This is a genomic window from Siphonobacter sp. BAB-5385 (assembly GCF_002261125.1).
In the GTDB taxonomy this organism is placed as follows: domain Bacteria; phylum Bacteroidota; class Bacteroidia; order Cytophagales; family Spirosomataceae; genus Siphonobacter.
Map to the genome: position 1 here is coordinate 1 of NZ_NMPS01000050.1, position 12133 is coordinate 12133.

The window sequence follows — 12133 nt, forward strand, 5'->3', positions numbered from 1 at the left end:
GTGTATTGCTCTACCAGCTGAGCTACAGAATCATTATCTTTGCTTGACAGAAACTCTTTCCGTTTTTGCGAGTGCAAAAGTAGTGTTATCAGCAGCCGAACGCAAGTGTTACGACTTAAAAATTTACAATTATCTATCTTTTTTTCTTCGCCAGCCTGCAACTGTCTGCTGCTCAGAATGTCGCATCACGACTTATTCACGCCGATTCTCTGTTCGAAATTCATAGTTTTCGGAAAGCAACGCGGGCCTATGAACAAATTCTAAAGACTTCGCCCCGCATTTCTCCGGCGATTTATTTAAAACTGGCTTATCTCTACGAACAAAAAAAAGACTGGCTTCAGGTACAATACTACCTCAATCTGTACTACGAACAGATTCCGGACGAGCGAGTACTGCGAAAAATGAATGAAATTGCCCGCGATCAGGGCTGGAAAGGATACGAGCTGGATGATTTTAATCTGCTCATTCTACTCTTCAAGCAGTACTCAGGCTATCTCATTGGGCTATTCCTGGTCATCGGGGTGTACGTTTTTGCCGTTTTACTCAGTAAACGAGTCAAGCATCAGTACATTCCCTTCCGGCACAAAATGATCTTCTTTTTCTACTGGGCGGGCGTTGCTCTATTAGTTAATCTGCCGGGCCGGTACCGACAGGCCATCATTCGAAAAGAGGGTTCGATTCTTCGGAGTGATCCTTCGGCGGCGGCCCCTCCTACCGAGATTGTCAAAGAAGGCCACCGCCTGAAAGTGGTCGGAAAATCGGATATCTGGTACCAGGTGCTCTGGGAGAATCAGCTGGTATACGTCAAATCCTCCGACGTCTGGATTGTACGCTAACGTTTCCGCAGGGGTGAGTTCTCTTCCTTAGCCAGCTCGTTGTAGACCATGGTATCCATAAACTTTGGAAAAAGCTTATTCAGCCATACGGTGAGTTTACCCTGCGAAGTCAGAATCAACTCCCGTTTGCGTTGGACAATGGCCTTGTAAATACGAGCGGCTACCTCCTCCGCCGACATCATCGTCGCTTCATCACGCATGGTCTCCCCCAGGGTCCGCCCGTCTTTCCCCAACGAGGCGACGCGGATATTCGAAGCCGTAAAGCCTGGCGAGGCCGTCAGCACGTGTACGCCCGAATGCAGTAACTCGGTACGTAAGGCTTCCAGAAATCCATTCAGGGCAAACTTTGAAGCCGAGTACCCTACGCGTACCGGCAGGCCCCGATAGCCCGCGATGGAGGAAATACCCACGATGCTGCCCTTGCTCTGGAGCAGGTGTGGCAAAGCTGCTTTAGTTGCGTAGACACTGCCGAAGAAATTAATGTCCATGACTTTACGAATGACTTCAGGATCGAGGTCTTCGAACATGGCCCGCATCGAAATACCGGCATTGTTGATCAGTACATCGAGCTGACCAAACTGAACCATAACCGCTGCCATCACGGCTTCATGGTCTGCCTGTATACTAACGTCAGCAACCAGACTCAGGCAGGAAATACCTTCGCTTTTCAAGAGCTTTTCGACTTCGCCCAACTTCCCGGCATCCCGACCGGTAATCACTACTTTACTACCCTTTCGGCCAAATTCTACTGCCAACGCTTTACCAATTCCGGAAGAACCGCCCGTAATGAGTACCACTTTATCTTTCATTGCTTTCCTTTCGTTCAAAACGGCCCTACTACCGCCTTTCTACACTCTAGCGTAGCAAACTTACTACCCCCTTAAACTGACGTTTGGAATACTTGATGACGTAATAATACTGTCCGGTGGAGAAGTCTTCACCCGTCCAGCGGAAATTGACTTTTGTATCCCGAAAGACGCGTTTCCCCCAGCGGTTAAAGATCTCGACGTACTGGAATTGCTCAATACAGTTGTCCAGCGGTAGATCGTCCACTGAAAAATGATCGTTTTTCCCGTCGTCGTTAGGCGTAAATACGTTGGGTGGCAGAAATTCATAGTCCACCAGCTGATCACGCACCACCAGTTCCACTTTTACGGAATCGTACCGGTTGGGATTACAGGAGTTATCTTCGGTAATGAAGTCCACAATAAATGTTTTCTCGGGTAGACCTTCCATGAGTTCACAGGTTGGTGTCCATTCGAACGGACCACTCACCGTACCTGTACCCGACTGATCATTCCATTGCATACCCGCTCCGCCCAGCGTGAAGCCCCGTCCCTGCCCCCGCAGTACCAAAGGATCTCGTTCGGGATCCTGAGCATTGACCTGGAAACGAATGGGTTGCCCGGTGGTTCCCTGCAGGGTCACGGTAGCCGTATTGCCGGGTAAGGTCGTTGCTACCGACGGGGGCTGACTAGGCCTTCCCGTGGTCGTTAACTCAACGCTGACCGAATCCGTCAGGTTACGGCCGCAGCGAAGATCGATGACGTAGAAATCAACGATGTACGGCTCCCGGCGTACGGCCGCACAGGGCAACGTCCAGCTAAAGGGCGAACGAGCTTTGCCCAACCCCCGGGAGGGTGTAAAGTTCATCCCTGCATTAGCCAGTGAAAAACCACGCCCTCGGGCTTCCAGCCGGATACTGTCCGGATCCAGGTCCAGGCCGTCGATGTCAAAATCAAGCCTGGTTCCTACGACGACCGTAGCCCGGTTATTGGCTAAGGTTGTCGATACCTTCGGTTTTTGATTGGCTCTGGGCCGGACGAATACGCTGATCGTTAACGTATCGTGTTGCGGAAGGGGGCAACTTTCATCACTGGCGATCACTTGAAACCGTAAGGGACGGCTATCGACACTCTCGGCACATTGCCCCAGACAGATTTGAGCCCGAGCCGTATCACTACCCGTCGTCAGCGTCACCTGGGTGGGGGTAATGGTATACTGTAGCGGGTTCGGATGCAAGGCTTGTACCTTTAAATTCAGGCGGGAATTGGGGTCTTTGTCCGTAAAAAACAGATCAATGCACCGCTGCTCGCCCACCGTCATCTCCATGGTTTGGCCCGGTTTATAGAATTCTCTTTTCCCCTGCTCCCGAGCCATTACTACGGGAGGAGCACTCATGGGGCAGTCGATCACTTTCAATTGGAAGTCCCGGCGAACCAGACCAATGCGTTTACCCGCCCGAAACTCCTCCACCATCACCGAAAACACGTGCAGTCCCAGTTGCGTAGCCGTTACTGAAAGTTGTCCTGTACCGGGGTGGATGGCTAACGGGGGATTGCCCACAATGGCCGTCGTCGCCGAAAAGCCCGCCCCCCACGTAATCGCCGGATACGAAGAACTGGGTTGAGCGATTGGCCTGGGATTTACGGTGTTGCTATATCCATTCAGCGGGGTAACAAGGGAGTATCGCAAACTGTCCCCATCGGGATCAATGGCACTAAAATCAAAGGTAAAGGGACGATTCAGACAGATAAAATCCCCTTTTACGGTCGTAAATTGGGGAGAAGAGTTGACGTAGGGCCGACTATTCTGATAGAGCGGTGGCATTTCGAGGTAAAATACGGTAGCCGCATCCTGAGGTCGTACGATGTTGGTAATGATGTTGTTCCGACAGCAGCGTTCCCAGACGATGTAATAGCCCTGCGGATCATCAAATTCCTGTTGCCGGAAAATGACGTCGGAACTGTAGCGAATGAGTCGCGTACGCAGGGAAGCTCCTGCCGACGTACAGAGCGGATTGCTGTAGGGAATCAGGGCACTGGCCACCCGGGGCATTTCCAGATCACCCATTCGGGCATTATCGCGTTTGCGAAAAACCGAAATCACTACGGTCAAATCATTGGCTCCGGGTTGGCCGTTAATGTCATCGAAGTACAGATTCAGCGAGATGCGGTGTGTAGCTCCATTGATACTGCTTCTCAGTGATTCAAACTGCAACTCTCCACCCACAATGTGCGTAGCCCGGGCCAGCAGTACACTCCACAGTAATAAAAAAGTCAGGTAAATTTTTTCATAGTACAACAGGATCAATTACGGAATTTACGGTTTAGGGCTGAATCAGCAAAGAATCCGACGATGCGGGGACTGAAATAGCGGAGAGGCTCCGGAAAATGTCTAATTTTGCGGGATCAATGAGAAAGAAACAACAAAAAGCCCCGGTGATTCTGGAAAATCTCCGGGTTGAAGATTTTGCCGCCGAAGGAAAATGCCTGGCCCGTAACGATGGGCAGGTGATTTTCATTGAGGGAGAGGTAGCCCCCGGTGATCTGGTCGATGTTCGCATATATAAAACCAAGTCCAGCTTTCGCGAAGGCCGGGCCGTTGCGGTACGAGAGTATTCCAACCTCCGCCAAACACCCCGTTGTCAGCATTTTGGCACCTGTGGTGGCTGCAAATGGCAGCACGTACAATACGAAACCCAACTGGATTTCAAGACCCGTCAGGTACGCGATTCGTTGGAACGCCTGGCTAAAATCCCGCATCCGGGCATCCGTCCCATTATTGGTTCAGCCCACGAATATGGGTATCGGAATAAACTGGAATTTACCTTCTCGACGAACCGCTGGTATACAGATGCCGAAATCGCCTCGGGTGAGACGCTGGAGCGACGGGCGGCGGGTTTCCACATCCCTAAACGTTTCGACCGGATTCTGGATATCATGCAGTGTCATTTGCAGCCGGAACCCTCCAATGCGATTCGTCTGGCCATCAAGCATTACGCGGAAGAACGCGACTGGGCTTTCTATGACCTCATCAAGCACGAAGGATTCGTGCGTAACGTGGTCATCCGGACGGCCAGTACGGGACAGGTAATGGTGATTGTACAGTTTGGGCAGCCCGACTGGGAAAAAATTGATGAGCTGATGCGTTTCCTTCAGGAGCGTTTTCCAACAATCTCGTCCTTGCACGTTGTCGTCAACCAAAAGGTCAATGATACCTTTCAGGATCAGGATATCATTCACATCGCCGGTACGCCGTACATTGAAGAATCCATGGAAGGGCTGATCTTCCGCGTTGGCCCCAAGTCTTTTTATCAGACGAATTCAGAGCAGGCGTACGTGCTTTACAAAATAGCCCGCGATTTCGCTCAATTGAAAGGCGACGAGCTGGTTTACGATCTATACACGGGTACCGGAACAATTGCCAACTTTGTGGCTCACCAGGCCCGCAAAGTAGTAGGCATTGAGTACGTACCTTCAGCGGTTGAGGACGCCAAAATTAATTCCGAGATCAACGGTGTGGCCAATACTTCCTTCTACGCCGGAGACATGAAGAAGCTATTGAAACCCGATTTCTTCGCGGAGCACGGCAAACCCGACGTGATCATCACCGATCCCCCACGGGCGGGCATGGATGCGGATGTGGTCGAAGCCATTCTGGAAGCCGCCCCCCAACGCATTGTTTACGTGAGCTGCAATCCGGCTACGCAAGCCCGCGATGTAGCTCTGATGGCGGAGCATTACGAAGTCAAAGCGGTACAACCCGTAGACATGTTCCCGCACACGCATCACGTAGAGAACGTGATGTGGCTGGAAAAGAAAAGCGTATAAATGAAAAAAGGCCTAAAGTTTAGGCCTTTTTTCATTTATAGAACACCGGAATAGTTTCTTTTTATTGATTCATTTCTGCACAACGGCCTCAGGAATTAAAACGCTTATCAGGATTAATTTAATAAATTAGCCCCATAATCGTCACCTAAAAAAGAGCACCGTAACGTGCGGTAATCATGAAACGTATATTGCGTATCCTTTCCCAGTTGAATCTTAATACGATTCGATTCAATTTCAGGTATTTGCCCTTTAATCAAGCCATTCGTTTTCCCGTTTTCGTCGCCAAACAAGTGTATCTCAGCAATCTTCAGGGTGAGATAAAAATTGAAGGCCATTTATGGCCCGGAAAGGTGAAAATTGGATACGGTGAAATTGGCATATTCGATAAGCATAAATCCCGTTCTATCTGGCAGGTAGCCGGTAAAGTAATCTTCAAAGGAGCCTGTAACCTAGGCCATGGCTCTAAAATTTCCGTAGGTGATCACGGGGAAGTTATTTTCGGAGAAGATTTCTCCATTACCGCCGAAAGCTCCCTGGTTTGTTATAAAAAAATTGCGTTTGGGTCAGGCTGTGTACTTTCCTGGAACATCCTTATGATGGATACGGACCTACATTCCATCCGCAATGCCCAGGGAGAACTAATCAATGCCCCCAAAGAAATTATAGTAGGCGATCACGTCTGGATTGGTTGCCGGTGCACCATTTTAAAAGGAGCTACGATTGGCTCAAACAGTGTCGTAGCCGCTGGTACAACCATCAACAAAACACTGCTCAACGAAAACGTCATTCTGGGAGGAAATCCCGCTCGGGTACTCAAAGAAGAGGTCTACTGGCAGGTATAGATGTCCTGATCATACATTTACTTTTCCGTATTTGCGGGAAGCAATCTGCACTAGTTCCCGAATATCGTGGTCTTTGATAAAGAACCACTGGAGCAGCATGTACACCACTACACTACCACTGACCGTAACGATCAATACGGTTAGTGTATCTTCGGTGTACAGATAGGTAAGATTACGAATTCCGAAGAACAGAAACCCAACCAGCATATTTTGCAGTAACAGTTTCCAGGGAAACGTTAGTTTAATCAATCGCTGTGAAAAGATGAACAACAAAAGCGTTACGATACTTTCCGTCAGTACCGTACTAATGGCACTCCCAATGTGCTGGTAGATAGGAATCAGAATTAAATTAAAGATTACACAGACCGCTACGCCAGCCAGCGAAGCAAACATGATGTATTTCTCCTTATTGAGCGGAATTAGAATTTGATAATAGATCTGGGCCAGGCTGATAATGATGACTACACTCGCCAGAATCTTCAGCGATAACGCTGCTTCCGCAAAGTCTTTTCCTGAAATTAACATCACCAGTTCTTTCGACAGGCAGATGATTCCCAGGGCTAATGGGACGCTGATTAAGAGCGAAAAACGAAGGGCTTTATTTAATAACAGGGTCGCCTCTTCCCGTTTATCGTCATGCAGCAGGCTGGATAAACGCGGCAACAGCACCCCCACTAAAGAACCAATAATGATTAAAAATAACTTGCTGATTTTTAGGGAAGCCGCGTAAAAAGCAACTTGTATACGCGTCGAAAAGAATCCTAATAATACGGTATCCATCAGCACGTACAGGCTGGTAATGATCGTAATGGATAAGAGAATCAGTAATTGCTTGATATGAGGAACCAGCAGAAGATTTTTCCATCGGAAGTTTACGTACCGTCTGGCGAAGTACATATTGATAATTGCCGTAAATACCAGACTGAATAAGTTAATTCCGTAGTAAATGGATTTGTCTTCCGGACTTTTGACAAACAGAAATAATAAGGCAATACAAAAGACCCGTATAGCTAAAGACCGGAAAACGATCAGTTTAAAATTCTCATTACCAGTAAATAGCCACTCGATGGTAAATACGTTACTGATGACAAAGCCAATTCCAATTTTACACAGCGTCAGATCCATGTGCAGCTTGGCAATGTTGATGGCTAGCAGCCAGTAACACAGAGCCATTAGCATCGAAACCAGAAAATGGATTGTGAGCAGTTCCGAAAAGAGCTTACTCATTTTTTCCTTATCCTGCCTGACTTTGGCAATTTCTCGCACGCCATAGATAGGAATACCTAAAGCACTGAATAGCATGAAGTATTGCGTCAGGTTTTCGACAAAACTAATCGACCCCATACCTTCCGGAAGTAACACGCGAGAAGCGTACGGAAAGGTGATTAAGGGCAATAACAACTGGCTCGCGGAGAGCAAAAAATTATAAATAAAGTTTTTTCCGATCGTACGATCCATAAGGTGGGGCTACCAAATATTGAGCTGCGAAAGCAAATCCTGGCACTAAATGTAATTAAAAAATTACAGAAGTTTACTAAACCCCCTAACCCATTTTGCTGTATTTTTATTTATCGATTAAGTATTAACAACTAATACCTAATCATTACTCATAAAAAAAGTGCCCGTCGGTAGTTTTACTACTAACTGGCACTTTTTTATAAAAACTAATACTTAAAAGGGAACGTCACCCATATTCGTACTGAAACTACCAAACTCACCCGGGGGGGGGTCTGCGTCTGCTGATTGACCTTACTACCAAAAGTTTTCGCTGGTGCCTGACTTTCAAAGGAACCAATCGAATCGCTGGTTTCTACGGTGTTGAAACGCGGAGCTTCAATCATCGAGAAGTCACCTCCACCCAGATCCGCAAACTTGGTAAACTTGTTAATAAATCGGAGTTGTACCGTTTCCGTCGAACCCGAACGGTTTTTACCAATGATTACTTCCCCTACGCCAGTGGTTGCCTGACCGTTCTCATCCTGCGTGATCCCGTAGTATTCGGGTCGGTAGAGGAACATAACCATATCGGCATCCTGCTCAATGGAACCCGATTCCCGTAAATCCGAAAGCTGGGGTTTCTTTTCTCCGCCCCGCGTTTCTACAGCCCGGCTCAACTGCGACAGGGCAATTACGGGTACGTTCAGTTCTTTGGCCAGGTTCTTCAGAGCCCGCGAAATCGAGGCAATTTCCTGTTCACGGTTTCCGCCACCTTTGCTACTATCCCCCTGCATCAATTGCAGGTAATCGATGACCACTAGCTGAATGTCGTGTTGTTGTTTCAGACGGCGGCACTTGGCCCGCAATTCCAGAATGGACAGAGCGGGCGTATCGTCAATAAAAATCGGAGCCGAGTTAAGTTTACCAATTCGGGCGTGCAACTGAGCCCACTCGTGGTTGGCCAGACTGCCTTTCTTGATTTTTTCACTTTCGATCTCTGCCTCCGCTGAAATCAGACGATTCACCAGCTGTACGGAAGACATCTCCAGCGAGAAAATAGCCACGGCCTGATTCCAGTCAACCGCAGCATTCCGGCAGGCAGACAGAATAAAGGCCGTTTTACCCATGGCCGGACGAGCCGCGATAATAATTAATTCGGATTTCTGCCAACCGCCCGTTACGCGGTCCAGAGCCGTAAAGCCGGACGCTACGCCCGTTAGTCCATCCTGCAGGTGTTTCTTGGCTTCGAGTTCTTCCAGAGCCTGCTTTACGACCGCATTCATGTCCGAGAAATTCTTCCGAATGTTCGATTCAGAGATACGGAACAAGTCCTGCTCGGCTTTATCAAGCAGATTAAATACGTCGGTGGTATCCTCGTAAGCCAGCTTGAGTACTTCATTGGACGAAGTAATCAAATCCCGCTTGATGGAATTCTCGGCAATTTTGCGAGCGTAGGCTTCCACGTTCGCCGCCGAACTGATCCGACTGGTGAGCTCCGCCAGATAGGCCGATCCTCCCGAAAATTCGAGCGTACCGTCATTTCGCAGGCGTTGCGTTACCGTTAGCAAGTCAACGGGTTCGGAATTATTAAAGAGCGTGAGTACCGCCGAAAAAATCTTCTGGTGGGCTTCGCGATAAAAACTTTCCGGCTTCAGGATGTCCACGACGTTGGTCAGAGCATCCCTTTCCAGCATAACCGCCCCTAATACGGCTTCTTCCAAATCAACGGATTGCGGGGGTATCTTTCCTAAGCCCGTATCCAGCCAACGATTACCGTTGGCAAGCCCTCCTACTGAAGTCGTTGGTTTTCTTGCAGTTATGTTTTTTCGTTTATCGTCCATACTTACAATGTTACGCAAAAAGAGGGTCTAATTTACAGGATCGTCCTGCATTTTTTTATCCAAAATCTATAACTTCCTGATACTGAAAATTGAACGAAAGGTTGGGTTTACGGGTTTAAAAAAAATAACAAACGAGCCCGCAAATCGTTAGAAAAAAAGATTACTTTGGGCAAAGAAACGATTCACAAAACCTCTTTATAGTTTGATCGAAAAAACCATCACACTCGACGAAGTTTCCTTAGTTGATTTTTTAGGCGTCGAGAATACGAATATCCGGGAGCTCTCGGCAGCTTTCCCGATGAGTAAAATTATTTCGCGGGGTAATGAAATTACCATTCGCGGTACTTCGTCAGAAATTAATCGTATTACGGAAATTCTGGAGTCACTCCAGCAGCATTACCTACGCTACGGTAAGATTACCTCCGACAACGTAAAATCCTACCTCAATCAGACCGAGGATGAGCCAGTAGCTACTGCTCCTCCTACGGACGATGACGTATTTCTCTACGGAAACAAAGGCGTCGTCATTCGGATGAAAACGGCCAACCAGCTGGCGATGGTCGAAGCAGCCGCTAAACACGACATTGTGTTTGCGGTAGGTCCGGCGGGTACGGGTAAAACGTATACGGCCGTCGCCATTGCCGTAAAAGCTCTCAAGAACAAGGAAGTACGTAAAATCATTATCACTCGCCCCGCCGTAGAAGCCGGTGAAAATCTGGGCTTTCTGCCGGGTGACCTGAAAGAGAAAATTGATCCGTACCTGCGACCGATCTACGATGCTCTGGATGATATGATTCCGGCTGAAAAGCTGAAACTGTACATCGAGAACCGGACCATTGAAATTGCTCCACTGGCCTACATGCGGGGTCGTACTCTCAACAACGCTTTTATTCTGTTGGATGAGGCCCAGAATACGACGACGATGCAGTTGAAGATGTTCCTGACGCGGATGGGTCCCACGTCAAAGACCATTATTACGGGTGACCGGACTCAGGTGGATCTTCCGACTAAAATGAAATCAGGACTTAGTGAAGCCCTGGGCATTTTGGATGGCGTACCTGGTATTGGTTTTATTCAACTCGATGGCCGGGATGTGGTTCGTCACAAGCTGGTTCGTCTGATCATTGAAGCCTACGAAAAGTCGGAAGCTACGCATGAGTCCAGAAAATAAACAATCGTACTATTTCTGTAAAAAGCCGCTCTTATGCGGCTTTTTGCTTTGCCTGCTCAGTGTCTCCGCCACCTGGGCCCAACGCGTACGGGACTGTGCCTTTTCCCCCGTTTACCAGCAACACGTACAGAAAATCAAGGCCGCGGCTGTACGGCGACAGGCTTTTGAGGATTCCATTCAGGCCTTTGTTGAGCAACGAAAAAACCGGGGTGGCCGTACGGCGGACCGAATCATCCGGATTCCGGTGGTCGTTCACATCATTCATAATACGGCGGATTCAAACCGAATCGGTGGAACGGGCAATGCCAATATTTCAGTAGCCCAGATTGAATCACAGATTCGGGTGCTTAATGAAGATTACCGTCGGCAGGAAGGTACGCGGGGCTATAATACCAATCCCGTGGGAGCGGATATGGAAATTGAGTTTTACCTGGCCAACCGCGATCCAAATGGAAATCCTACCAACGGAATCGTTCGTCGCTACCGGAATCAGGCCGTTTATAACATTCAGTCCGACCTTGAAACCGTCAGTGCCCTTAGCTACTGGCCTTCCAATCGCTATTTGAACATTTGGGTCTTGCCGGATATTCGTAACTATCTTGGTTACGGGCAGTTTCCGGCTTCTACGTCCGTGGAAGGCTTAAACGCTTACTATGAAGATTTCCCGCAAACCGACGGCGTATTCATTGCTCACCAGTATTTTGGGGATACGGGGAATCTGGCCGATGAGACCTACAGTTATGGCCGTACGCTTACGCACGAAGTCGGTCACTGGCTGGGTTTGATTCATACCTGGGGAGATGAGTACTGCGGGACGGATTACTGCGATGACACGCCGCCCACCGAGTCGGCGAACAACACGCGGTTTTGTAATGATCGGTATTCAACCTGCGTAAGCGGTCAGAGCACCCGAAACATGATCGAGAACTTTCTTGATTACTCCCCCGACGCCTGCATGAATACCTTTACGCAGGATCAGAAAAGTCGGGTACGGGCGGTACTGGAACTGAGTCCGCGTCGTCGGCAACTGGTAGCTACTACGAATTTGCTGGAAGAAACCGAAAAGCTGGTACTGAAGGTATACAACCATCCCATCCGAAGCCAGACCATCACCTTTGAAGCGACCTTCAAGGGCATTCAACTCATTGAGTATTCGCTCTTGGATCTACAGGGCCATGTAGTATACTCCGCCCGTCAAAGCAGCCAGCCCAGCAGTTTGTTTTCGATTTCGGGGGTGCATTTAGCTCCTGCTGTGTACGTTTTGCGTTTTACCGCTGGGGCTGAGACCCTTAGTACGCGTCTTGTGGTGCAGTAACCGTTACCTCAAATACTCGCCTTTCCTTTGTACCGTGTGGGTACGAATTCCATCTTTGGGCCTACCTCTTTGTTGACC

General features: G+C 48.6%; 9 protein-coding genes. 5 read left to right on the forward strand and 4 right to left on the reverse strand.

Annotation, left to right across the window (positions count from 1 at the left end; genetic code table 11):
• The first annotated feature begins 401 nt into the window (after window positions 1–401).
• Complete coding sequence (locus BWI93_RS04665; RefSeq protein WP_094808986.1) at window positions 402–836, forward strand: SH3 domain-containing protein; 435 nt, start codon at window positions 402–404, stop codon at window positions 834–836.
• Here BWI93_RS04665 and BWI93_RS04670 read toward each other — a convergent pair.
• Both BWI93_RS04670 and BWI93_RS04675 read right to left on the reverse strand, forming a co-directional pair.
• The gene (locus BWI93_RS04670) at window positions 833–1645 is read right to left on the reverse strand and encodes an SDR family oxidoreductase (protein ID WP_094808987.1); all 813 of its coding nucleotides are present in this window, start codon (window positions 1643–1645) and stop codon (window positions 833–835) included. The two genes, BWI93_RS04665 and BWI93_RS04670, sit on opposite strands and share 4 nt — an antisense overlap.
• Before the next feature lie 46 nt (window positions 1646–1691).
• Window positions 1692–3929, reverse strand: coding sequence for a gliding motility-associated C-terminal domain-containing protein (locus tag BWI93_RS04675; protein ID WP_094808988.1), 2238 nt, complete (start codon window positions 3927–3929; stop codon window positions 1692–1694).
• 101 nt (window positions 3930–4030) lie between these two features.
• Between BWI93_RS04675 and rlmD the strand changes: the two genes are divergently transcribed.
• Together rlmD and BWI93_RS04685 are read left to right on the forward strand one after the other, a co-directional pair.
• Window positions 4031–5449, forward strand: coding sequence for a 23S rRNA (uracil(1939)-C(5))-methyltransferase RlmD (rlmD, locus tag BWI93_RS04680; RefSeq protein WP_094808989.1), 1419 nt, complete (start codon window positions 4031–4033; stop codon window positions 5447–5449).
• A 176-nt stretch (window positions 5450–5625) separates the two neighbouring features.
• A complete protein-coding gene (locus BWI93_RS04685) occupies window positions 5626–6291 on the forward strand; it encodes a DapH/DapD/GlmU-related protein (protein ID WP_094808990.1) in 666 nt (221 codons plus the stop codon).
• 9 nt (window positions 6292–6300) lie between these two features.
• Here BWI93_RS04685 and BWI93_RS04690 read toward each other — a convergent pair whose 3' ends face one another.
• Together BWI93_RS04690 and dnaB are read right to left on the reverse strand one after the other, a co-directional pair.
• Window positions 6301–7749, reverse strand: a complete 1449-nt coding sequence (locus BWI93_RS04690; protein WP_094808991.1) for a flippase — start codon at window positions 7747–7749, stop codon at window positions 6301–6303.
• Window positions 7750–7955: 206 nt separating this feature from the next.
• Entirely contained in the window at window positions 7956–9569 is a 1614-nt protein-coding gene (dnaB, locus tag BWI93_RS04695; RefSeq protein ID WP_094808992.1) for a replicative DNA helicase, read from the reverse strand.
• 202 nt (window positions 9570–9771) lie between these two features.
• Between dnaB and BWI93_RS04700 the strand changes: the two genes are divergently transcribed.
• Together BWI93_RS04700 and BWI93_RS04705 are read left to right on the forward strand one after the other, a co-directional pair.
• Window positions 9772–10740, forward strand: coding sequence for a PhoH family protein (locus BWI93_RS04700; protein ID WP_094808993.1), 969 nt, complete (start codon window positions 9772–9774; stop codon window positions 10738–10740).
• Window positions 10724–12055 (forward strand): zinc metalloprotease, encoded by a 1332-nt coding sequence (locus tag BWI93_RS04705; protein WP_094808994.1) that lies wholly within the window; start codon window positions 10724–10726, stop codon window positions 12053–12055. Before BWI93_RS04700 ends, BWI93_RS04705 begins: the two co-directional genes overlap by 17 nt.
• Window positions 12056–12133: the final 78 nt, after the last annotated feature.

Coding starts and splice junctions, on each gene's coding strand:
- BWI93_RS04705 (WP_094808994.1), top strand. CDS start 10,724: ATGAGTCCAGAAAATAAACAATCGTACTATTTCTGTAAAAAGCCGCTC.
- BWI93_RS04670 (WP_094808987.1), bottom strand. CDS start 1,645: ATGAAAGATAAAGTGGTACTCATTACGGGCGGTTCTTCCGGAATTGGT.
- rlmD (WP_094808989.1), top strand. CDS start 4,031: ATGAGAAAGAAACAACAAAAAGCCCCGGTGATTCTGGAAAATCTCCGG.
- dnaB (WP_094808992.1), bottom strand. CDS start 9,569: ATGGACGATAAACGAAAAAACATAACTGCAAGAAAACCAACGACTTCA.
- BWI93_RS04685 (WP_094808990.1), top strand. CDS start 5,626: ATGAAACGTATATTGCGTATCCTTTCCCAGTTGAATCTTAATACGATT.
- BWI93_RS04690 (WP_094808991.1), bottom strand. CDS start 7,749: ATGGATCGTACGATCGGAAAAAACTTTATTTATAATTTTTTGCTCTCC.
- BWI93_RS04665 (WP_094808986.1), top strand. CDS start 402: ATGAATGAAATTGCCCGCGATCAGGGCTGGAAAGGATACGAGCTGGAT.